Origin of the sequence: Roseixanthobacter psychrophilus, from assembly GCF_043195195.1 — a bacterium.
Lineage (GTDB): Bacteria > Pseudomonadota > Alphaproteobacteria > Rhizobiales > Xanthobacteraceae > NCEH01.
The window spans coordinates 30,075-51,196 of sequence record NZ_JBAFWT010000034.1; the positions used below are offsets into that span (position 1 = coordinate 30,075).

Sequence of the window (21,122 nt, forward strand, 5' to 3'; positions counted from 1 at the left end):
ACATCATGGCCATCAAATCCGCACCTCGCGTGCGCGTTCCGGCGCAGGCGAAAGCCGGCGACATCATCGAGATCAAGACCCTCATCTCCCACGAGATGGAAAGCGGGCAGCGCAAGGATTCCGCCGGCAAGGCCGTGCCGCGCGACATCATCAATACGTTCACGGCCGCGTTCAACGGCAAGAAATTCTTTCAGGCGGACTGGTTTCCCGCTGTCTCGGCCAATCCCTACCAGTCGTTCTTCTTCAAGGCGAGCGAGAGCGGGGAATTCACCTTCACCTGGAAGGATGACGGCGGCGCCGAGCAGAAGGCCACCGCCAAGCTGACCGTGGGCTGACGGCGCCCGTTCCCGCTCCGGGACGCGCGTGCGTCCCGCCCTTGTCCGACGCGGCCCCGCATCCCTGAACCGGGAGGCGGAACGTCGCGCCATGTTCCGCAGGACGGTTGACGCTCATGATTTCGAGGCGCGATTTCCTCACCGCCGGCGTGGCCACGGCGGCCCTGCTCGCAGCCCACGGCCCCGCCGCCCTGGCGCAGGCGGTGCGGGGGCAGAAGCTGACGCAGGACGACCTGCTCCGGTTCGGCGCCCCCGGCACCGTGACCTTGCTCCATATGACCGATCTGCATGCCCAATTGATGCCGATCTATTTCCGCGAGCCCTCGGTCAATCTCGGCATCGGCGAGGCGAAGGGGCTACCGCCCCATCTGACCGAAGCGGCATTCCTCAAATACTTCAATATCCCCGCCGGAAGCGCCGATGCCTATGCGATGACCAGCGAGGACTTCGCCGCGCTTGCCAAGACCTATGGGCGCATGGGTGGCATGGACCGCATGGCGACCCTCATCAAGGCGATCCGCGGCGCGCGGGGCGACGACAAGGTGCTGCTGCTGGACGGCGGCGACGCCTTGCAGGGAAGCTGGACGTCGCTGCAGACCAAGGGCGAGGACATGGTCCGCGTCCTCTCGGCCCTCAAGCTCGACGCCCTGGTCGGCCATTTCGAATTCACCTACGGCACCGACCGGGTGCTGGAGATCAAGGAGAAGGCGCCGTTCGCCTTCCTCGCCCAGAATGTGCGCAGCGTCGAATGGCAGGAGCCGGTGTTCGAGGCGCGCAAGATGTTCGAGAAGGGCGGCGCGAAGATCGCGGTGATCGGCCAGGCCTTTCCGCGCACCCCCATTTCCAACCCGCGCTGGATGATCCCGGACTGGGAGTTCGGCATCCGCGAGGAGGATATGCAGAAGCAGGTGGACGCCGCCCGCGCCGAGGGCGCGGACGTGGTGGTCCTGCTCTCCCACAACGGCTTCGACGTGGACCGCAAGATGGCGTCCCGCGTTTCCGGCATCGACGTCATCTTCACCGCCCATACCCATGATGCCATGCCGGCGTCGGTGATCGTCGGCAAGACCGTGCTGATCGCCACCGGCTCGCACGGCAAGTTCCTCTCGCGCCTCGACCTCGACGTGACCGACAAGAAGGTGACGGGCTATCGCTTCCAGCTCATCCCGGTGTTCTCGGACGCCATCGCGCCCGACCCGGAGATGGCGAAGCTGGTGGCCGATATCCGCGCGCCGTTCGAAAAGGACCTGTCGCGCGAGATCGGCCGGGCGGAGAGCGTTCTCTACCGCCGGGGCAATTTCAACGGCACGCTGGACGACATGATCTGCGACGCCATGCTTCAGGAGCGCGATGTGGAAATCGCCCTCTCCCCTGGCTTCCGCTGGGGCGGGACGCTGCTGCCGGGCGATCCCATCACCTTCGACGCCATCGCCAACGCCACCGCCATCACCTATCCCGCCTGCTACCGCATGAACATGAGCGGCCAGCAGATCAAGGATGTGCTGGAGGACGTGGCGGACAACATCTTCCACCCCGATCCCTATTTCCAGGGCGGCGGCGACATGGTCCGCGTCGGCGGCATGGGCTATTCCATCGATGTGTCGAAAGGCGCGGGGCAGCGCATTTCCGGCCTCACGCACCTGAAGACCGGGGCGCCGATCGAAGCTGGAAAATCCTATTCCGTCGCCGGCTGGGCGAGCGTGAACCAGGGGGTCGAAGGCCCGCCGGTCTGGGAAATCGTGGAACGCTACGTGGCGCGCACCAAAGCCGTGCGGGTCGCGCCCAACACCTCCGTGAAGGTGACCGGCGCCTGAGAGGAAAGCAGCGCCGGGCGCCGGGACGTCCCAATCATATTCAAATCTGCGAATTAAAGAATGTATCGGAGGACATGATGTCCGATCACAACGCCAAAGCCCCACCCGCCGCCCTCAACCGGCGCCGCTTCCTTTCGGCGGCGGGCCTTGGGGCAGCGGGTCTTGGTGCCGGCGCCATGGCGCTTGGTGCCGATACCCTCGCTGCCAAGGCCGCCGCCGCCACGCCAGACCCCAATATCGTGCCGGTGCCCGACTGGACCAAGACGCTCGGCCAGGGCGTCAATGTAAATCCCTATGGCAAGCCCTCCGCGTTCGAGAAGGACGTGGTGCGCAGGGAGGTCGAATGGCTCACCGCCAGCCGCGAAAGCTCGGTGAGCTTCACGCCGCTCTATGCGCTGGACGGCATCATCACGCCCAACGGCCTGTGCTTCGTGCGCCACCACGGCGGCGAAGCGGAGATCGACCCGGACAAGTACCGCTTCATGGTCCACGGCATGGTGGACAAGCCGCTGGTCTTCACGCTGGACGACATCAAGCGCATGCCGGGGCGGGTGAACCGCACCTATTTTCTGGAATGCGCCGCCAATTCCGGCATGGAATGGCGCGGGGCCCAGCTCAACGGCTGCCAGTTCACCCACGGCATGATCCACAATGTGATCTATACCGGCGTGCCGCTCAAAGCCTTCCTGGATGCGGCGGGCGTGAAGCCCAAGGGCAAATGGCTGCTCGCCGAGGGCGCGGATTCCGCCGCCATGACCCGCTCCATTCCCATGGAAAAGGCGATGAAGGATTGCCTCGTGGCCTTCGCCATGAACGGCGAGGCGCTGCGCCCCGAGCAGGGCTATCCGGTGCGCCTCGTGGTGCCGGGCTGGGAAGGCAATATGTGGATCAAATGGCTGCGCCGGATCGAGGTGGGCGACGAGCCCTGGGAGCAGCGCGAGGAAACCTCGAAATATACCGACCTGCTGGCCGACGGCCGCTCGCGCCGCTTCACCTTCGTGATGGACGCGAAATCCGTCGTCACCAGCCCGAGCCCGCAGGCGCCGCTGCGCCACAAGGGCGCCAATGTAATTTCCGGCATCGCCTGGTCGGGGCGCGGCACCATCAAGCGGGTGGACGTCTCGCTCGACGGTGGGCGCAACTGGACCACGGCGCGCCTGGAGGGCGCCGCTTTGCCCATGTCCATGGCGCGCTTCTATCTGGATTTCGACTGGAACGGGCAGGAACTCATGGTCCAGTCGCGGGCCATGGACGAGACCGGCTATGTGCAGCCCACCAAGACCGCCCTGCGGGCGATCCGCGGCGAGAATTCCATCTATCATAACAATGGCATCCAGACGTGGCTGGTGCGGCCGACCGGGGAGACGGAAAATGTCGAAGTCGGCTGAAGCGCTCCTGCTGGCCATCGCGCTCGCCGCCCTCCCCGCGCTTCCCGCGTTCGCGGGCCCTCCCGTGGCAGTTCCTCCAGTGGCGGCTCCCGCTGTAGCAGCTTCCGCCGGTGTCGGCCGGCCCGCGCTGCCGGAGGAGATTGCCGCCTGGGACATCGACGTGCGCCCCGATGGACAGGGCCTGCCGCCCGGCAAGGGCTCGGTGAAGGAAGGCGAGGAGATCTTTTTGCAGAATTGCGCCGTGTGCCACGGCGAGTTCGGCGAGGGGGCCGGCCGCTGGCCCGTTCTAGCAGGCGGACAGGGCTCGCTGAAATCCGAGCGGCCGGAAAAAACCATTGGCTCCTTCTGGCCTTATGCCTCCACCGCCTATGATTACATCCATCGGGCCATGCCGTTCGGCAATGCCCAATCCCTGGAGCCGAACCAGGTCTATGCCATCGTCGCCTATCTCTTGAACCTGAACGACGTGGTCAAAGATGATTTCGTCTTGAGCCGGGAGAATTTTCCAAAGGTGACGCTGCCCAACGTGGGCGCCTTCTATGATGACGACCGCGAAACGGCCGAAAAAGCCTTCTGGAACGCCAATCCCTGCATGAAGGACTGCTCCGGCGAGGTGAAGGTGACCGGACACGCCCGCATTCTCAACGTGACGCCGAAGGAAGGCGAGGAACCGAAAGGCAATCTTGAGTGAAACTACGCCCGGCCCAGGCAAGGAGGGAGCAAGAACGCACCCGCCAAGCGCGCACCCGACATGCACGGCGCGCGGGCTGGGTGATGGCGATCCTCTGCGTCTCGGGCTGGCCGGCGCAGGCCGAGGGAGATCGTGAATATGGCGCCTATCTCGCGTCCTCGTGCGTCACCTGCCATCAGGCGACGGGCAAGAGTGCCGGCGGCGTGCCGGCGATCATCGGCTGGGCGCCGGACCAGTTCGCCGCGGTGATGATGGCGTACCGCCACAAGGAGCGCGACAACGAGGTGATGCGCACCGTGGCGGCCGCCTTGTCGGATGAGGAGATTGCCGCGCTCGCCGCCTATTTCGGGGATTTGAAGGCCGCTGGCGGGCCATAAACACAGTCGCAAGATTCAACGAGGCGCCGGAACAGGCGCCCGTCATCAGGGGAGAAGCCCATGGCCATTTTCGATCGCCGCGCCTTTCTTGGAAGCCTGGCGCTTGCCGGGGCGGCGCCGGTGGCGGCCTCCGCCGCGCAAAGCCTGCAATTGAAAGACATCGCCAAGGAGGCGGACAGTGCCTGCCTCTATCATTGCGATTTCGGCGAGCCGCCCCGCTTCGTGCAGACGCTGACCAATATCTCTAACCATTATTCGGCGTACGGCGCGGACCCGTTCGCCATCCAGATCGCGCTGGTCGCGCACGGACCGGGGGTGAAATTCTTTCTCGAATCCCTCGATGACACCACTTGGCGCGACGAAATCATGGTGCCGCAGATCTTCGAGAAGGTGGAGGGCGTCGCCAAGAACGGGCTCAAGGTCTATCTGTGCTCGATCACCTTCGAACGGCTGAAGCTTAATCGCGACAAGGTGCGCAAGGCCGATTTCATCGCCTTCGTGCCCTCGGGCGTCGCAACCGTGGCCGCGCTCCAGAACAAGGGCTTCGCCTATATCAAGATCGGCTGAGCAAACCAGGCCGGCGCGGGAGGGACAAACCATGCCCATCAATCGCAGAGACTTCATGATCGGCTCGGGTGCGGCGGCGCTCGCCGTTCCGCTCGGCGCCCCCGCCGTGCTTGGCCAGGCCAAGCCCCGCCTGGTGGTGGTGGGCGGCGGCGCGGGCGGGGCGACGGCGGCGCGCTATGTGGCAAAGGACAGTGCCGGCGCGATCGAGGTGATCCTGGTGGAGCCGAACCGCCAGTATGTCACCTGCTTCCATTCGAACCTGTATCTCGGCGGCTATCGCACCTTCGATTCCCTCGTGCAGAGCTACGACAAGCTGACGGCGCAGGGCGTGACGCTGAACCATCAGGCTGCAACCGGCATCGATCGCGAGAAGAAGCAGGTGCGGCTCGCCGATGGTTCGAGCCTCTCCTATGATCGCCTCGTCCTCTCCCCCGGCATCGATCTGAACTATCAATCCGTGCCCGGCTGGAGCGAAGCTGCGGCCGAACTCATGCCCCATGCCTGGAAGGCCGGGCCGCAAACCAGATTGCTCAAGCAGAAGCTGGATGCGGTGCCCGACGGAGGCCTGATCGTCATCATCGCCCCGCCCAATCCCTATCGCTGCCCGCCGGGGCCCTATGAGCGCGCCTCCATGATGGCCCATGTGCTGAAGACCACGGGACGCGGCAAGGCCAAGATCATCATCGTCGATCCCAAGGAGAAATTCTCCAAGATGGGCCTGTTCGAGGCCGGCTGGGAAACCCACTATCCCGGCATGGTCGAATGGATCGGGCCCACCATCAATGACGGGCTGAAATCCGTGGACCCCGCCACCGGGACGGTCGTCACGGGCTTCGAGACCTATAAGAACGCGGCCCTGGTGAATGTCATTCCCGCCCAGATGGCGGGACGCATCGCCCGCGACGCCGGGCTCGCCAATGCCACCGGCTATTGCCCGATCGATCCGCAAACCATGGCGTCGGCGATGGACGCCACCATCTTCATCGTGGGGGATGCCGCCATTCCCGGCGACATGCCGAAATCCGCCTTCGCCGCCAACAGCCAGGCGAAGGTGGCGGCCATGGCGGTGCGCGCCCAATTGACCGGCGCCCGCGCCTTTCCCGCGCGATACGCCAATACGTGCTGGAGCCTCATCGACACCGACGACGCGGTGAAAGTGGGTGGACGTTATGCCCCTGCGGAAGGCCGCATCAAGGAAATCGAGGGCTTCGTCTCCAAGACCGACGAAAGCGCCGACCTGCGCAAGCAGACCGAGGCCGAGAACATCGGCTGGTACGCCGCAATCACCGCCGACATCTTCGGATGATCGCCGCCGCTGCTGCCTTTCGGGCGAAGCAGCCGCTCTTCCCTTGCCGCGTCACACGCGGACGCCACAATGATCGAGGTCTTTAAAGATGCGCTTCAACACTCGCGTTCTTCTGCTCTCCCTCGCCACGCTGAGCGCGGCGCCCGCCGTGGCGCAGGATATTTCCGCAGGCGAGCGGGTCTGGAACAAATGCCGCGCCTGCCATCAGGTGGGGGAGACCGCGAAGAACGCCGTCGGCCCGACGCTGAACGGCGTGTTCGGGCGCCCGGCGGGCACGGCGCCCGGCTATAATTATTCCGAAGCCAACAAGCATTCGGGGATCACCTGGGACGAGACGGTATTCGCCGAATACATCAAGGATCCGCGCGCGAAGATCCCGGGAACGAAGATGGCCTTCCAGGGCATCAAGAATGAACAGGAGATCAAGGATCTCACCGCGTTCCTGGCGCAGTTCGGCGCCGACGGCAAGAAACACTAGCAGCAAGAAACACTAGCGCACCCCGGAAGCTGCGAAGGAGCACGGAGGATGCAGCATCGCGCATCCCCCGCCCATTCCTTGCCCCGCCCATTCCTTGCCCCCTCGCAGGCCCTGCCCTAGCGGCCGAGGGCCTTCTTCTTCTGGGCCTCGTCCTCCATCAATTCGAACCACATGGCGTTGAGTACGGCGAAGGCGGCTGCGAGAGGCAGGCCCAGCATCCAGGCGAAGTACCACATAGCTGTCTCTCCTCAGTAAGCGTGGCCGCCCTTGTCGGTGACCATGGTTTCGTCCACCTTGCCCCAGAGCACCCGGTACACCCAGGTGGTATAGGCAAGGATCATCGGCAGGAAGATCACCGTCACCACCAGCATGATGAACAAGGTCAGGTGGCTCGACGAGGAATCCCACACGGTGAGGCTCGACTGGGGGTTGATCGAGGACGGCAGGATGAAGGGGAACATGGACACCCCGACGGTCGAGATGATGCCGAAGATCCCCAATGCGGATGCCAGGAAGGTCGGCACCTCCAGGCGGGCGCGCAGGCCGAGGAAGGCACCGAACACGCCCAGGAAGCCGAGCGCCGGGGCGATCAGCAGCACGGGATAGGTCCGGTAATTGGCGAACCACACGCCGCTTTCCACCGCCACCGACTTCAGCAGCGGATTGGACGGGCCGAACGGGTCGATCACGCTGGTGATGCGGAAGCCCTGCACGAACAGGTACAAGGCGATGCCGCCGAGGGCGAACAGCACGAGCGAGGCAAGCGCGCTGATGCTGCCGATGGCCCGAGCCCGCGCCGCCACGGGGCCTTCCGCCTTCACCATCAGCCAAGCGGCCCCGTGCGTGACCAGCATGGCGACCGAGAGCAGGCCGCACAGCAAGGCGAACGGGTTCAACAGGCCGAAGAAGGTGCCCTCGTAGAAGATGTGCAGTTCGCTGTCTAAGCGGAACGGCACGCCCTGGAGCACGTTGCCCACGGCCACGCCGAAGATCAGCGCCGGCACGAAGCCGCCGATGAACAAGGCCCAATCCCAGGCCGAGCGCCACGCCGGGCTCTCGCGCTTGCTGCGATAGGTGAAGCCCACCGGCCGCAGGATGAGGGCGGCGAGGATCGCGAACATGGCGAGATAGAAGCCCGAGAACGAGACCGCATAGAGCTGCGGCCAGGCGGCGAAGATGGCGCCGCCGCCAAGCACCAGCCACACCTGGTTGCCTTCCCAGACCGGGCCGATGGTGTTGATGGCGATCCGCCGTTCCACGTCGGTGCGGCCGACGAACGGCAGCAGGGCGGCAACGCCGAGATCAAATCCGTCGGTAATGGCGAAGCCGATGAGCAGCACGCCCAGGAGCACCCACCAGATGAGCCGCAGGATTTCGTAATTGATGAGTTCGCTGAGGATCATGGCGCATCACTCCGCAGGGGCCAGACGGGGGTTGAGCAGGCCCGCCTCGGGTTCGATGTCGGGCTTGGGACCCTTGCCGATGGCGCGGATCATGAGGCCCATCTCGATGATGAACAGAACGGTGTAGATCGCAGCGAAGCCCACGATGGTGAACAGCACCGTGGTCGCGCCGAGGTTGGACACGCCGGCGGCGGTGGGCAGCATGCCTTCGATCATCCAGGGCTGGCGGCCGTATTCCGCCACCACCCAGCCGAATTCCGCCGCGATCCAGGGCAGCGGGATCGACAGCACGGCGATGCGCAGCAGGATCGGGTAGCGGTCCAGCATGCGGCGCGCCGAGAGGACGAACATCAGCGTCATGAAGGCGATGAAGTAGAAGCCGAGGCCCACCATCACGCGGAACGACCAGAACATGGGCGCGACGCCGGGCACGGTGTCCCAGGCGGCCTTGTCGATCTGCTCCGGCGTCGCCTGGCGGGGGTCGTCCACATAGCGCTTGAGGAGCAGCGCGTAGCCCAGGTTTCGGCCGTTGTCCTCGAACGCCTTCTGCACGTCGGGGGCGACCGCGGCGGTGCCGTTGGCACGGATCTTCTGGAGGGCGTCATAAGCAATGATGCCCTGCTGGATCCGGTCCTTGGCATGGCCGACCAGTTCCTCGATGCCGGGGATGACGGTGGTCAGCGAGCGGGTGCCGATCAGGCCCATCACCCAGGGAATGCGCACCGCATAATGGGTCTCGCGCGCCTCCTGGTCGGGAATGCCGAACAAGGTGAAGGAGGCGGGCGCCGGCTCGGTCTCCCACATGGCCTCGATGGCCGCGAGCTTCATCTTCTGATGCTCGGTGTCGAGATAGCCGCTCTCGTCGCCCAGCACCACCACCGACAGGGAGGCCGCGAGCCCGAACGAGGCCGCCACCGTCATGGAGCGCTTGGCAAGGTCGATATGGCGCCCCTTCAGCAGATACCAGGCCGAGACGCCGAGCACGAAGAAGGACGCCGTCACATAACCGGCGGACACCGTGTGCACGAACTTCGCCTGGGCGACGGGATTGAACAGCACCGCGTAGAAGTCGGTCACCTCCATGCGCATGGTCTGCGGGTTGAAGGCGGATCCGGTCGGGTTCTGCATCCAGCCGTTGGCGATCAGGATCCAGAGCGCGGAGAAGTTGGAGCCGATCGCCACCGCCCAGGTGGTCACCAGATGCCCCACCTTGGACATCTTGTCCCAACCGAAGAAGAACAGACCGACGAAGGTGGCTTCCAGGAAGAAGGCCATAAGCCCTTCGATGGCCAGCGGCGCTCCGAAGATGTCGCCGACGTAATGGCTGTAATAGCTCCAGTTCATGCCGAACTGAAACTCCATGACGATGCCGGTGGCGACCCCGAGGACGAAGTTGATCCCGAACAGGATGCCCCAGAATTTCGTCATCTGGCGCCAGATGGGGCGCCCGGTCATCACATAGACGGTCTCCATGATCGCCAGGAGCACGGAGAGCCCGAGCGTGAGCGGCACGAAGAGGAAGTGGTAGAGCGCCGTCATCGCGAATTGCAGGCGCGATAGACTTACGATGTCGAATTCCATTGCTCACTCCGGGGTGCGCCCGGCCTCCTGTCGTAATTCCCGGCGCCGAGGCGCCATCCGTTCGCGTGGTGCGGCGCCTGGTCAGTCCGGGCGGAGCGCGGCGAGCGCGGCATCGAAGGCCGGCGCGCCGCGTTCCGCCCGGGCGACGATGCGTCCGCGGTCGATGATCAACAGGCGATCGGCGATCTCCGCCTCGCGCCTGATGTGGGTGGCGACGATGAGCGCGCGCCCGGCTGCCTGGTCTGCCAGCCGGCCGAGCACGTCCCGTGCGGTGATCGCGTCGAGCCCCTCGGTCGGCTCGTCGAGCAGCCACAGGGGCGTGTCGCGCAGCAGCAGCCGGGCCAGCGCCAGCCGGCGGCCCTGACCGCCGGACAGGCCGAGCCCGCCCTCGCCGAGCAAGGTGTCGAGCCCGCGCGGCAGCGCGCGGGCATCGTCCGCGAGGCCCGCCGCCGCGAGCGCGTCCCACAGCCGGTCATCGTCGGCATCGGGAGCGGCGAGGCGCAGATTCTCGCGCAGGCTGTCCTGAAACAATTCGGTGCGCTGGGTCAAAAGGGTGCAGCCGAGCGCTTCCACCACACCCGATTGCGGCGCCATCTCGCCGCTGACGAGGGCCAGCAAAGTCGATTTGCCGGCGCCGCTCGCGCCGATCACCGCCACCCGCTCACCGACGGCGATATCGAGCGTGAGATCGCGCACCGCCGGCCGGCTGGCGCCGCCATGGCGGGCGGTGAGCGCGCGCATCCGCAGCGCAAGCCCGGTCGGCGGCGCAAGGGGACGGGACGCCGGCGCCTGCGGGCGCAGGCGCGGCCCGATGCGGCGCACCGCCAGCCAGGTGCGGCCAAGTTCCAGCGCGCCACGCCGCAGGCCTGCGAAAGGCTCCGCCGCCGCGAGCGCGACCAGCAGCCCGAGGGCCGCCACGGGCGTGTCGATGACGCCCTGGTCCGCCAGCAGGCCAACCCCGATCAAGGTGCCCGCGAGCACCGCCGTGCCGGTGATCGCAAAGCCCGTGGTCACGCGGGTCTCGATGGCGTCGAGCGCATCGTCGGCCTGCGAAAGGGTCGCGTCGGCGGACGCCAGCGCGTCGCGCTGGGCGGCGAGGCGCCCGGCCATGGCCAATTCGGTCTGGCCGGCGATCAGATCGATGGCGTCCGCGCGCAAAGCTTCCAGCGCATGGGCGCGACGGCGCGCGGGGCGGCGGGCGGCGCGCGCCGCGAGAACCGGCAGGCCGAAGCCGGCCGCGATCAATGCGGCCGCGACCGCGGCGCCGAGCCAAAGCTGCATCAGGCCGAGCGCGACGCCGGCGGCAAGCGCGGTCGCGAGCATCGCCCCCGCCGGCACCAGCACCCGCAGGTAAAGGGAATCGAGCGCATCGATATCGGCCGTGAGCCGAAACAGCAGTCGCGCCGGCCGCGCCAGCAAGTCCCGCGCCGCGCCCGGCTCGGCCCAGCCGCGGAACAGCCGCTCGCGCAAGCCGGCGAGAATGGAGAGGGCGGCGTCATGGGTCGTCAGCCGCTCGCCATAGCGCGAGGCGGTGCGCGCCAGGGCGAGGAAGCGGATGGCGGCGGCGGGGGCGAACACGTCGAAGGTCAAGGCGGCGGCGGACAGCCCGGCGATCGCGGTCGCCGAGATGAACCAGCCGGAGAGCCCGAGCAGGGCGAGGCCGGCCAGCACCGTGGTGGCGGCGAGCACCAAGCCCGCCAGCAGCATGCCGCGCTGTTCCTGGACAAACAGACCGAGGACCGGCCACAGGTCGTTGCGGTGTCTCATGGCCGCGGCTCCAGCAGAACCTGCCGGTCCATGCGCGCGATCAGCACCGGATCATGGGTGGCGACGATCAGCGTGCGGCCCTCGGCGAGCGTCAGCAGGGCTTCGGTGACCTCGCGGGCGGTGGCGGCGTCGAGATGGGCGGTGGGCTCGTCCGCCAGAATGAGATCGGCATGCCCGTTCGCTGCCGCACGGGCCAGCGCGAGCCGCAGCGCCTCGCCGCCGGAAAGCCCGGCGCCACCCTCGCCGATGGCCCGGCCATGACGATCCGCAGCGATCGGATCCAGCACGGCGAAGCGAAGGGCGGCGGCCACCGCGTCAGTGCCGATATCCGCCCGCCCGAGGGCGATGTTCGCCCGCAGGGAGCCGGCGAAGAAGTGCGGACTCTGCCCGATCCAGGCCATACGGGCGCGGTGCGCGGCGGCGGTCTCCCCGGTCAGCGGCCGGCCGCCGATGGTGATTTCGCCACCATCCGCCGGGGCCAGGCCGGCAATGAGGGCGAGCAGCGTGGACTTGCCCGCGCCGCTGGCGCCGGTCAATGCCACCCGCTCGCCGCCGGCCACATCGAGGTTGAATGCGGCGAGGACCGGCCCCGCGCTGCCCGCGTGGCGGAAATCGAGCCCGGTGATGCGGACCTCGGGCGCCGGACGTGGCGCTGTGGCCACTTGCGCGGCAGCTGGCGAGGGTATCTCGCCCGCGCCCGGCAAGGCCAATCCCGGCCGCGCGAGGCCCTCCAGCATCTCCATCGCCGCCTCGCCCGCCGCCCGGTCGTGCCACACCGCCGAGAGGTCTCGCAGCGGCTGGAAGAAGGCGGGCGCGAGCAGAAGGATGAACAGGCCCTCTCCGAGCGACAGCCGGCCGCCCCATGCGCCGAAGTCGAGCGGGCCGAGAAAATGGAAGCCGATATAGACCGCCACCATGGCCACCCCGAGGGCCGAGAACAGTTCCAGCACCGCCGAGGACAGGAAGGCGATGCGCAGCACCGCCATGGTGCGTGCCTTGAGGGAAAAGGCGTTCGCCCTCAGCCGGCGGGCCGTCAGGTCCACGGCATCGAGCGCGCGGATGGTGGCAAGGCCGCGCAGCCGATCCAGCAGGAAGGCGTTCATGCCGCCGACCTCGACCATCTGGGCGGCGCTGGCGGCCTTGGCGCGCCAGCCGACCAGGGCCATGAACAGGGGAATGAGCGGCGCGGCGACCAGCATCACCAGGGCCGCGACCCACGACAGGGGAAACACCGCACACAGGATAGCGAGGGGGACGAGGGTCGAGCGCTGGCGGGCAGGACGGTAGCGGGCAAGATAGGGCACGATGGCTTCCGCCTGCTCGGCCAGGGCGCTCGCGGCCGATCCCGAAGCGGGACGTTCGGCATCGAGCGGCGAACGGGCGGACAACGCCATCGCCGCACGGGCGCGTTGCTCCGACAGGATGGCCCGGGCGGACCTGAAAGCGAGCCGCGCCCCCGCGGCATCAAGCAGGGCCCGCAGCACCCCGAGGGCGAACACCAGCGCCGCCGCGAAAATCACCGGCCGCATGCCGCCGTGATCGGCGATGGACTGAACGGCAAAGGCCAGCAGCGCCGCCTGCGGCAGCCAGATCAGCGCGGCCGCGCTCTGCATGAGGCTGCCGAGGGCGACACCCCGGCTCGGCTTCACCGCCCGTTGCGTCTTGCGCGCGCCCTTGCTCCCACGCAGGCGGCGGAACACGGAGCTTCTCGCCGCCTTGCCGCGCCACGCGGCAGGCGCGCGCGGTGCCGCCGGCAGCGACTCGCGCGCCGTCTGCGGCGGGTCGGAAATGAGGGCGACGGGGAGCGACATGATTCACTCTTTTCCGCGCGGGCGGCGGGGACGGGCGAGCGAGACGACCTTGTCCTTGGCCTCCAGCAGGCGCGTCACCTTGGCGCCCATGGACAGTAGGGTCGCAAGGCGCGCCGTGTCGAGCTTCTTGACGTCGTCGTACCAATTGGTGAGCTGCTCGATCAGGCCGTGCATCTCGGCAAGGCGGACCTGCGCATGGCGCTCCTCCTCGGTGACCGGCTCCTGCATGAGGATTTCGCGCAGCACCGACAGGGTCGGGTCCACCTCGCGCTTCTTCCGCTCCTCGGCAAGCGTGCGCAGGATCATCCAAACGTCGTCGGGGGTGGTGTAAAAATCACGCCGGTCATCGGGCAAGTGCTTGAGGAGCACGAGATTCCAGGCCTGGAGTTCGCGCAGGCTCATGGAGACGTTGGAACGGGAGATGCCCAGGGCCTCGACGATCTGGTCGGCGCAGAGCGGCGTCGAAGACACGAACAGAAGCGCATAGATCTGCCCCACGGTGCGATTGATGCCCCAACGGCTGCCCATCTCGCCGAAATGCAGAACGAACGCCTGAATCGTCGAAGGCAGCTTCATCTTGGTTTCCGTAATGACAGTCATTTCAGAAAATTCTGAAATTCATATACGCCCGAGACATCTGGGCTGGCAAGCATGCGAGCGACACGCAGGTACCTCCCATGCGCCGGTCGCATGGCGGCCGCTGGCCTGAAGGAATCCTTGGCTTTGCGCCGGCCCACCAGCCGCGGCCCTCAGCACCGACCGCTCAGGCAACCCTACAGCCAATGTCCCCTTAATCTTCGGCGTCCGGGCGCGGGATTTCATTGATATCCCTCAAGCTAACGCCGTAAGGACACCTATTGGCGCTGTGCGGATTTACTGAATGCGCCACCCGCAGAGTTCCCCGGGGCACAAAAGCTCGATCTTGCCGGCTCCGGACCGCGTCATGATTTGGAGACAACTAAGCAATCCGAGGCGGATCGCGGCGCTTTTAATTGGGACGCCCCGTCAAATGGATTGCGCATCTCGATTCGTCTTCACTACACCGTGAAGAGATCGTGCCCCGCAGGAAGGGTCGCAGGATCGTGGGACCACGCCTCGCGGGGTGTCGGGGCGTCCGCGCGCCGCGAGAACATCTTCGGCGAACTTCGCCGGAATTTACGGTTTTCTCCGGCGAAGACCGCACTCTGACACGTTTGAATCCTCTGTTCTTCTTCGCCCGGCCGATGTTTCACATGAAACATTTCACGCGGGAACACCCCGTCCCGGCCGGCGCGCCCGCGGACCATAACTTACGCTCCTGCCTTGTCTTTTTCCCCCTGCCCGCCGCGCAGCACCACATAGATCGCCGGGATCACCAGCACCGTGAGCGCCGTGGACGAGGCAAGGCCGAACAGCAGCGAAATTGCCAATCCCTGGAATATCGGATCCGTCAAAATCACCGCCGCCCCGATCATGGCCGCCAGCGCCGTGAGGAGAATTGGCTTGAAACGTATGGCTCCGGCCTCCAGCAGCACATCGACCAAAGGCCGATCCGGCGTGCGGGCATGGCGGATGAAATCCACCAGCAGGATCGAATTGCGCACGATGATCCCCGCCAGGGCGATGAAGCCGATCATCGACGTGGCCGAGAACGGCGCCCCGAACATCCAATGGCCGAGCATGATGCCGATGAAGGTTAGCGGGATCGGCGTGAGAATGACCAGGGGCACCTTGAACGACCCGAACTGAGCCACAACAAGGATATAGATGCCAAGGATCGCCACGCCGAAGGCCGCCCCCATGTCGCGGAAGGTGACCCAGGTGACCTCCCATTCGCCGTCCCACAGCAAGGTGGGATGGCTCTCGTCATCGGGCTGGCCGTGGAGGGCGATCACGGGCTTGGGCACATCCCCCCAATCGGCCTTCTCGATGGCATCGGCCACCGCCATCATGCCATAGACCGGCGCCTCGAACTGACCGGCGAGTTCGCCCGTGATCATTTCGGCGGCCCGCCCATTGTGGCGGAAGATCGGGTAGGAAGCCGGCTCGCGCGTCACCGTCACCACATCGCCGAGTTCCACGACCCCGCGGGCCCCCGGCAGCGCATCGGCCGGCACGGGGGTCGTGAGCGTGCGTTCGTTCACGACCTCGGCGCTCTTGGGCAAGGCAATGCGGATCGGGATCGGCTGGCGGCCCTCCCCGCGGTGGGAATAACCAACCGTCGAACCGGCGTAGAAGGCGCGGATGGCATCGTACACATCGCCTTGTTCCACCTTGTAATATTCAAGCTTGTCCTGGTCGATGGCGATGCGCACGCGCTCGGGCTGGATGCCGTAGCTGTCGTCCACATCGACGATGAAGGGCACGCTCTCAAAGGTCTCCCGCACCTTGGCCGCCACCGCCCGCCGGGTGGCGGGGTCGGGGCCATAGATTTCGGCAAGCAACGTCCCGAGCACCGGAGGCCCCGGTGGTGGCTCGATCACCTTCACGGCCGTGCCCGCCGGCAGATCAAGCCCCCTCAGGCGCTCGCGAATGTCGAGGGCGATGACATGGCTCGGCCGGTCCCGCTCGCCCTTGGGCAGCAGGTTGACCGTGACGTCGCCCTGCTGCGGCTGGGAGCGCAGATAATAGTGCCGCACCAAGCCGTTGAAATTGAACGGCGCGGACGTTCCCGCATAGGTCTGGAACGAGATCGTCTCCGGGATCGGGGCGAGCCGATCGACGATGCTCTGCAGGGCCCGGTTGGTATCCTCGACCGACGACCCCTTCGGCAGGTCGACCATCACCTGGAGTTCGGTCTTGTTGTCGAACGGCAGCAGTTTCACCGTGACGTGCTTGGTATAGATCAACCCCAGCGAGGCCAGCGTGAGGAAGCCGACGATCAGGAGAAAAGTCCAGGCGCGGGCCTTGGTCTTGAGGATCGGTGAGGCGACCCGGACATAGGCTTGCCCGAGCCAGCCGCCATGGCCCTGGCCGGCCTCATGCCCATGGGCCGCCGCACCACCCTTGCGGCCCAGCTTCATCATGAGCCAGGGCGTCAGCACCACCGCGACGAAGAACGAGAACACCATCGCCGCCGAAGCATTGGCGGGGATTGGGCTCATATAAGGCCCCATCATGCCGGAGACGAACAGCATGGGTAGCAGCGCCGCCACCACCGTCAGCGTGGCGACGATGGTGGGATTGCCAACCTCCGCCACCGCCTCGATCGCCGCCTGCTCCCGCGCCCGGCCATCCCGCATGGCCCAGTGGCGGGCGATGTTCTCGATCACCACGATGGCATCATCGACCAGAATGCCGATGGAAAAAATGAGCGCGAACAGGCTGACGCGGTTGAGCGTGTAGCCCATGAGCCGCGAGGCGAACAGCGTGAGCAGAATGGTGGTGGGAATGACCACCGCCACCACCAGCGCCTCCCGCCACCCGATGGCAAAAGCGACCAGCACCACGATCGAGACCGTGGCAAGGCCCAGATGGAACAGGAGTTCGTTCGCCTTTTCGTTGGCGCTCTCGCCATAATTGCGAGTCACCGTCATCTCGATATCTTGCGGGACGATCTGCCCGCGCACCTGTTCCAGGCGCCCGGCGACAGCATCCGAGATGACGACCGCGTTGGTTCCCGGTCGCTTGGCGATGGCGAGGGACACGGCAGGCACGCGCTCAAGTCCGGCCGAGGTCCTGCGCACATCGGTAACGCGCGCTTCATTGGGCTCGGTGGCGAGCACTATGTTGGCGACATCACGCACATAGACCGGCCGGCCGTCGCGGGCGGTGAGGAACAGATTGCCGATTTCGGGCGCGGTCTGCAGGGTTTGACCGGCGACAAGGGTGCGCTGCTGCCCCTGTTCACGCACCTTGCCGATCTGGAACGAACGGTTGGCCCCCTCGATCTTGGCCGAAAGCTGCTGAAGCGTGATGCCGTAGAGCGAGAGCTTTTCCGGGTCGGGCTCGACCCGGATCTCCTCCGGCTGCTCGCCGACGATATAGGTCAGGCCGATATCCGGCAGCTTGGCCACTTCCACCTGAAGCTCGCGGGCAAGGCGGGTCAATCCGTTGGCGGTCCAGCGCGCGGCGGCCGCCGGCGCGGGGGCGAGCGTGACCACGACGATGGCCACATCATCGACGCCGCGCCCCACGATCAGGGGCTCGGGAATGCCGACGGGGATGCGGTTCAGATTTGCCCGCACCTTGTCGTGCACCCGCAGGATCGCGGCATCGGAGCTGGTGCCGACGAGAAACCGCACGGTCACCACAACACCGTCGTCCTCGGTCTGGGAATAGACGTGCTCGACGCCGTCAATGCTCTTGACGATGGTCTCAAGCGGCTCGGTGACCAGCTTGACCGCATCCTCCGCCTTGAGGCCGTTGGCCTCGACGCGAATGTCGACCATGGGCACCGAGATCTGAGGCTCCTCCTCGCGCGGCAGCGTCACGAGGGCGACGATGCCCAGCGCAAAGGCGGCGAGCAGGAACAGGGGCGTGAGCGGCGAGCCGATGAAGGCGCGCGTCAGGTTGCCGGCGATACCGAGCTTCATTTCGCGCTTCCCGGCAGGACGACGCGGTCGCCGTCCTTGAGCCCCGTCAGGATCTCCACCCGCGTTCCGCCGTTGTCGGCGAACGTCTCACCGAGGATCACCGCCACGTCGAGCGGGCCGTCTGGCGTGGCAATCCGGACATAGTCGATGCCATGACGCGTCGTCACCGCTTCGGACGGAACGGCAATCACCAAGCGTTTGCCGACCGGGATCCAGACCAGGGTGCGCTCGTTCACGAAATAATCGCCGAGCTCCGCCACCTCGACATCGGCGATGACACGGCCGTCCGATATCTCCGGATAGATCTTGGCGATGCGGCCCGGCCGCGCCGTCGTCATATCGCCGCTCTTGGCAGTGGACAGGCCGCGCTGTCCGATCAGGACGGTGTCGCCCTCCTTGATTTCCGCAGCGTGGCGTTCGGGAAGCGACAGGCGCAGATAATATTGGCCGCTTGCGATACGAGCGACGGTCTCTCCGGCGAGGACGACCGAACCAAGGGTCACCGGCACCGTCAGGACCCGCCCGCTCGCCGGCGCGACGATAGCCCCTTCGGTGGCCTTTTGCGCGACGACCGCCTTGTCCGCCTCCGCGGCGGCGACCTGGTTGGCGGCGACGTCGAACTGGGTCTGCATCTGGTCGAGCCGGCTCTGGCTGACGACGCCGCGCGTCAAGAGTTGCTGGTTGCGGTCCAGTTCGCTGCGGGCATTGGTGAGCTGGGACCGGAGTTCCTTTATCTTCGCTTCCGCGGCGTTGAGTTCGAGGGCAAGCTTGTCGTCCACCACCAGGGCGATGGCCTGCCCCTCCTTCACCTCGCTGCCTTCGGTAATGCCGATCTGGCGGATCGTGCCGCCGATGCGCGCGCGCGCCGGCACGACGGTGCGGCTTTCCACCTGGCCGAACACCGCCTTCATCTCCGGCACCACCGTGGCCGTGACTTTAAGCTCCGCAGCTACAGCGCAAGCCCGCCCGAAGCCCCCACATCCAACAAGGAGCAAGACCGACAAAAGGGTGAAAACGAAGACGGAGGTGCGTGACATAAAAGGCCCGGGAAACGAGGAATGCAGCGCGCAAACGGGTGGCACCCTTCGCCCGAAGGACGATGGGTCCAAGCCCCATGCGCCTATTTGAACGCGACACCGGGCTGGCAGCCCAGCTTCTTGAAGATGAGGGCCGCCGGGCAGAAGCCGGTGAGCGATGCCTGAACGAGGTTCACCCCGACGAACGCAGTCAAAATGTACCAGTAGGGCGAGACGTAAAAGCCGAGCGCCAGGGAGGCCAGGACCATAAATCCGGCAAACATGATAACAGCGCGATCAACGCTCATGGTGATCTCCTCTTTTGATCCTGGCTCTGCCTCCCGTGCGCTTGCCAAGCCCGCATCGGTGGCCGAGCCTTCCAATGGAAGTGTTCGGCTTTCTCTCTTGCAGGTAACATTAAAGGATATTAAATTCAAGATCATGAATGTCGTTGAAATGATCCCTGCCGCAGAAAACGCAGCCGAGCTGATGCGCAGCTTGTCGCATCCCCAACGGCTCCTAGTGCTTTGCGCTTTGGGGAAGGAAGAAAAGTCCGTCGCCCAGCTTCGTCAGGAGTTGGGAATTGAACAGGTCCCGATGTCGCAGCAATTGATGCGACTGCGGGCCGACGAACTGGTCGAGGCGCGGCGGGAAGGCACGACGCACTATTACCGCATCAGCCGGCCCGAAGTCCTGGTTGTGGTCGAGGCTCTGCACGCCGCCTTCTGCGCGGCACCCACAGGCCCAGCTTGCAGCGGTTCTGTCGCCAAAAGGAAGCGTGCCACATGAACCAACCGCTTTTGCGCCGGCTCGTCGCAGGCGTGCGCCAGATTCTCGGCATAACGGAGGGAGGCGGCACGCCGCGCCCTACCCCGATCGATGCTCTGGCAGCCAAGACGGAGGTCGATGAGGGGCGTGCGATCCTTGTGGATATCCGCGAGCCGGTGGAGGTCGCCGTCGAGCGCATTCCCGGAGCAGTCCTGCTGCCGCTCTCGCGCATCACGGCGGGGACGTCACTTGGAGAAGCAGGGGGGAAGGCGACGATCTTTCTGTGCCGCTCCGGTGGACGGACGAGCCTTCACGCCCGCCGGCTGCAGCAACTCTGTCCCGGTCAAGCCTATCTTCTTAAAGGCGGCATCGTGGCCTGGAGGGCCAAGGGCTTGCCCATGGCGAAAAGTCGGAGATGAGCGAAACACCGATCTGCACGTGCCGCGATGGGACCGTTCGCCTTGTATTGGCTGCCACCTGGGCTCGGCGGTGACAAACGCATCCCCGATAGCGCCTCCGCCGAACACCCGGGCAAAGCCATGGGGCGTGTTAGGCACTCGAGACGCTGATGATCGCTCATTGCCTCCCCCAGGGATGCACCTTGCATCACGCACAAAGCCGATCTGCAAATGTGCGGGGCCGCGACCTATTCCGCAGCATTGCGGTGAGGGGTGAAAGCCGAAGCGTCACCCTGGTGCGAAGCGGAGGCCGAGGGGGATACCAGGGTGGCGGGAGCAGCGTTGGACCGTTGGACACCGGAACTCTGGGGAATCAGACTTTCGTGACGGGAGACGATGTATTGCTGCTCGTTTTCCGGGCCGATTCCCGGGCCAGCGAAGGCGGTGGATGTCGCCATTGCGACGAGAGTGGAAGCAATGGCCAGGGCCTTGGTGATCGAAGTCATTCTCATTACTCCTACCTGTATCAAGACCGTCGGCCGATGATGCCGAAGGTCAATTTTTCTCATAAGCGCCGGTGGACCGGACTGGTCGGTCGCGTCAGCGTTACCGCTCCGCAAGATTAGCGAAGGCGGAACCCGCGGCGGGCCGAGACGCGCTGGAGCACGCGTCCCGGCATGGGGGTATCCCGCAAGAGCCGACGCACTGCGTATCAGTCGACGTCGGGATCGAAAGCCGGGCCAGAATGGGCGTCGAAATTGGCAGCCGGAGCGGCGTTCACCTGGGGAAGCTTGGCGGCGTGCGGCACCAGGGTCTCCTGGCCGGAAACGATGTACTGCTGCTCGTTCTCCGGGCCGACATAGGGACCGGCGAAGGCGGTGGAGGCCGCCATCACGACAAGGGTGGAG

Annotated in this window: 21 protein-coding genes; 10 read left to right on the forward strand and 11 right to left on the reverse strand. The window is 65.9% G+C overall.

The features are described 5' to 3' along the window. The first annotated feature begins 5 nt into the window (after nucleotides 1–5). The 8 genes from soxZ (at nucleotide 6) to V5F77_RS22460 (ending at nucleotide 6,956) form a co-directional block, all read left to right on the forward strand. Nucleotides 6–335 carry a thiosulfate oxidation carrier complex protein SoxZ gene (soxZ, locus tag V5F77_RS22425; RefSeq protein ID WP_429007569.1) on the forward strand — a complete coding sequence of 110 codons (330 nt, stop codon included), beginning with the start codon at nucleotides 6–8 and terminating at the stop codon, nucleotides 333–335. Nucleotides 336–451: 116 nt separating this feature from the next. Then, nucleotides 452–2,149: a thiosulfohydrolase SoxB gene (gene soxB, locus V5F77_RS22430; protein WP_429007570.1), complete on the forward strand. Its 1,698-nt coding sequence runs from the start codon at nucleotides 452–454 to the stop codon at nucleotides 2,147–2,149. A 77-nt stretch (nucleotides 2,150–2,226) separates the two neighbouring features. Next, nucleotides 2,227–3,537, forward strand: coding sequence for a sulfite dehydrogenase (gene soxC, locus V5F77_RS22435; RefSeq protein WP_429007591.1), 1,311 nt, complete (start codon nucleotides 2,227–2,229; stop codon nucleotides 3,535–3,537). Continuing rightward, a complete protein-coding gene (locus V5F77_RS22440) occupies nucleotides 3,521–4,228 on the forward strand; it encodes a c-type cytochrome (RefSeq protein ID WP_429007571.1) in 708 nt (235 codons plus the stop codon). The genes soxC and V5F77_RS22440 overlap by 17 nt, the downstream gene beginning before the upstream one ends. A gap of 83 nt (nucleotides 4,229–4,311) precedes the next feature. Continuing rightward, entirely contained in the window at nucleotides 4,312–4,605 is a 294-nt protein-coding gene (locus V5F77_RS22445) for a c-type cytochrome (protein WP_429007572.1), read from the forward strand. Nucleotides 4,606–4,665: 60 nt separating this feature from the next. Further along, nucleotides 4,666–5,172, forward strand: a complete 507-nt coding sequence (locus tag V5F77_RS22450) for a DsrE family protein (RefSeq protein ID WP_429007573.1) — start codon at nucleotides 4,666–4,668, stop codon at nucleotides 5,170–5,172. 31 nt (nucleotides 5,173–5,203) lie between these two features. Next, nucleotides 5,204–6,478 carry an FCSD flavin-binding domain-containing protein gene (locus V5F77_RS22455; protein WP_429007574.1) on the forward strand — a complete coding sequence of 425 codons (1,275 nt, stop codon included), beginning with the start codon at nucleotides 5,204–5,206 and terminating at the stop codon, nucleotides 6,476–6,478. An 88-nt stretch (nucleotides 6,479–6,566) separates the two neighbouring features. Next, the gene (locus tag V5F77_RS22460) at nucleotides 6,567–6,956 is read left to right on the forward strand and encodes a c-type cytochrome (RefSeq protein WP_429007575.1); all 390 of its coding nucleotides are present in this window, start codon (nucleotides 6,567–6,569) and stop codon (nucleotides 6,954–6,956) included. Nucleotides 6,957–7,072: 116 nt separating this feature from the next. On the opposite strand, the gene cydX is transcribed toward V5F77_RS22460, so the two are convergent. The 9 genes from cydX to V5F77_RS22505 form a co-directional block, all read right to left on the reverse strand. Continuing rightward, the gene (cydX, locus tag V5F77_RS22465) at nucleotides 7,073–7,192 is read right to left on the reverse strand and encodes a cytochrome bd-I oxidase subunit CydX (protein WP_394042495.1); all 120 of its coding nucleotides are present in this window, start codon (nucleotides 7,190–7,192) and stop codon (nucleotides 7,073–7,075) included. A 12-nt stretch (nucleotides 7,193–7,204) separates the two neighbouring features. Then, on the reverse strand, nucleotides 7,205–8,359 hold the full coding sequence (cydB, locus tag V5F77_RS22470) for a cytochrome d ubiquinol oxidase subunit II (protein ID WP_429007576.1): 1,155 nt from the start codon (nucleotides 8,357–8,359) through the stop codon (nucleotides 7,205–7,207). A 6-nt stretch (nucleotides 8,360–8,365) separates the two neighbouring features. Beyond that, nucleotides 8,366–9,940, reverse strand: a complete 1,575-nt coding sequence (locus tag V5F77_RS22475) for a cytochrome ubiquinol oxidase subunit I (RefSeq protein ID WP_429007577.1) — start codon at nucleotides 9,938–9,940, stop codon at nucleotides 8,366–8,368. A gap of 81 nt (nucleotides 9,941–10,021) precedes the next feature. After that, a complete protein-coding gene (gene cydC, locus V5F77_RS22480) occupies nucleotides 10,022–11,707 on the reverse strand; it encodes a thiol reductant ABC exporter subunit CydC (protein ID WP_429007578.1) in 1,686 nt (561 codons plus the stop codon). After that, the gene (cydD, locus tag V5F77_RS22485; protein WP_429007579.1) at nucleotides 11,704–13,518 is read right to left on the reverse strand and encodes a thiol reductant ABC exporter subunit CydD; all 1,815 of its coding nucleotides are present in this window, start codon (nucleotides 13,516–13,518) and stop codon (nucleotides 11,704–11,706) included. The genes cydC and cydD overlap by 4 nt, the downstream gene beginning before the upstream one ends. A 3-nt stretch (nucleotides 13,519–13,521) precedes the next feature. After that, the gene (locus V5F77_RS22490) at nucleotides 13,522–14,094 is read right to left on the reverse strand and encodes a GbsR/MarR family transcriptional regulator (RefSeq protein WP_429007580.1); all 573 of its coding nucleotides are present in this window, start codon (nucleotides 14,092–14,094) and stop codon (nucleotides 13,522–13,524) included. Between the two features lie 713 nt (nucleotides 14,095–14,807). Further along, nucleotides 14,808–18,032, reverse strand: a complete 3,225-nt coding sequence (locus tag V5F77_RS22495) for an efflux RND transporter permease subunit (protein WP_429007581.1) — start codon at nucleotides 18,030–18,032, stop codon at nucleotides 14,808–14,810. Further along, nucleotides 18,029–18,943, reverse strand: coding sequence for an efflux RND transporter periplasmic adaptor subunit (locus V5F77_RS22500; protein WP_429007582.1), 915 nt, complete (start codon nucleotides 18,941–18,943; stop codon nucleotides 18,029–18,031). Before V5F77_RS22500 ends, V5F77_RS22495 begins: the two co-directional genes overlap by 4 nt. Nucleotides 18,944–19,152: 209 nt before the next feature. After that, entirely contained in the window at nucleotides 19,153–19,356 is a 204-nt protein-coding gene (locus V5F77_RS22505; RefSeq protein WP_429007583.1) for a YgaP family membrane protein, read from the reverse strand. On the opposite strand from V5F77_RS22505, the gene V5F77_RS22510 reads away from it, so the two are divergent. Beyond that, entirely contained in the window at nucleotides 19,355–19,837 is a 483-nt protein-coding gene (locus V5F77_RS22510; protein WP_429007584.1) for an ArsR/SmtB family transcription factor, read from the forward strand. The genes V5F77_RS22505 and V5F77_RS22510 overlap by 2 nt on opposite strands. Then, a complete protein-coding gene (locus tag V5F77_RS22515) occupies nucleotides 19,834–20,235 on the forward strand; it encodes a rhodanese-like domain-containing protein (protein WP_429007585.1) in 402 nt (133 codons plus the stop codon). The genes V5F77_RS22510 and V5F77_RS22515 overlap by 4 nt, the downstream gene beginning before the upstream one ends. Before the next feature lie 227 nt (nucleotides 20,236–20,462). On the opposite strand, the gene V5F77_RS22520 is transcribed toward V5F77_RS22515, so the two are convergent. Further along, nucleotides 20,463–20,720, reverse strand: a complete 258-nt coding sequence (locus V5F77_RS22520; RefSeq protein ID WP_429007586.1) for a hypothetical protein — start codon at nucleotides 20,718–20,720, stop codon at nucleotides 20,463–20,465. Nucleotides 20,721–20,926: 206 nt separating this feature from the next. Then, the coding region (locus tag V5F77_RS22525) for a hypothetical protein (protein ID WP_429007587.1) at nucleotides 20,927–21,122 on the reverse strand (196 nt) is incomplete at its 5' end.

Coding starts and splice junctions, on each gene's coding strand:
- soxZ (WP_429007569.1), top strand. CDS start 6: ATGGCCATCAAATCCGCACCTCGCGTGCGCGTTCCGGCGCAGGCGAAA.
- soxB (WP_429007570.1), top strand. CDS start 452: ATGATTTCGAGGCGCGATTTCCTCACCGCCGGCGTGGCCACGGCGGCC.
- soxC (WP_429007591.1), top strand. CDS start 2,227: ATGTCCGATCACAACGCCAAAGCCCCACCCGCCGCCCTCAACCGGCGC.
- V5F77_RS22440 (WP_429007571.1), top strand. CDS start 3,521: ATGTCGAAGTCGGCTGAAGCGCTCCTGCTGGCCATCGCGCTCGCCGCC.
- V5F77_RS22445 (WP_429007572.1), top strand. CDS start 4,312: ATGGCGATCCTCTGCGTCTCGGGCTGGCCGGCGCAGGCCGAGGGAGAT.
- V5F77_RS22450 (WP_429007573.1), top strand. CDS start 4,666: ATGGCCATTTTCGATCGCCGCGCCTTTCTTGGAAGCCTGGCGCTTGCC.
- V5F77_RS22455 (WP_429007574.1), top strand. CDS start 5,204: ATGCCCATCAATCGCAGAGACTTCATGATCGGCTCGGGTGCGGCGGCG.
- V5F77_RS22460 (WP_429007575.1), top strand. CDS start 6,567: ATGCGCTTCAACACTCGCGTTCTTCTGCTCTCCCTCGCCACGCTGAGC.
- cydX (WP_394042495.1), bottom strand. CDS start 7,192: ATGTGGTACTTCGCCTGGATGCTGGGCCTGCCTCTCGCAGCCGCCTTC.
- cydB (WP_429007576.1), bottom strand. CDS start 8,359: ATGATCCTCAGCGAACTCATCAATTACGAAATCCTGCGGCTCATCTGG.
- V5F77_RS22475 (WP_429007577.1), bottom strand. CDS start 9,940: ATGGAATTCGACATCGTAAGTCTATCGCGCCTGCAATTCGCGATGACG.
- cydC (WP_429007578.1), bottom strand. CDS start 11,707: ATGAGACACCGCAACGACCTGTGGCCGGTCCTCGGTCTGTTTGTCCAG.
- cydD (WP_429007579.1), bottom strand. CDS start 13,518: ATGTCGCTCCCCGTCGCCCTCATTTCCGACCCGCCGCAGACGGCGCGC.
- V5F77_RS22490 (WP_429007580.1), bottom strand. CDS start 14,094: ATGAAGCTGCCTTCGACGATTCAGGCGTTCGTTCTGCATTTCGGCGAG.
- V5F77_RS22495 (WP_429007581.1), bottom strand. CDS start 18,032: ATGAAGCTCGGTATCGCCGGCAACCTGACGCGCGCCTTCATCGGCTCG.
- V5F77_RS22500 (WP_429007582.1), bottom strand. CDS start 18,943: ATGAAGGCGGTGTTCGGCCAGGTGGAAAGCCGCACCGTCGTGCCGGCG.
- V5F77_RS22510 (WP_429007584.1), top strand. CDS start 19,355: ATGGTGATCTCCTCTTTTGATCCTGGCTCTGCCTCCCGTGCGCTTGCC.
- V5F77_RS22505 (WP_429007583.1), bottom strand. CDS start 19,356: ATGAGCGTTGATCGCGCTGTTATCATGTTTGCCGGATTTATGGTCCTG.
- V5F77_RS22515 (WP_429007585.1), top strand. CDS start 19,834: ATGAACCAACCGCTTTTGCGCCGGCTCGTCGCAGGCGTGCGCCAGATT.
- V5F77_RS22520 (WP_429007586.1), bottom strand. CDS start 20,720: ATGACTTCGATCACCAAGGCCCTGGCCATTGCTTCCACTCTCGTCGCA.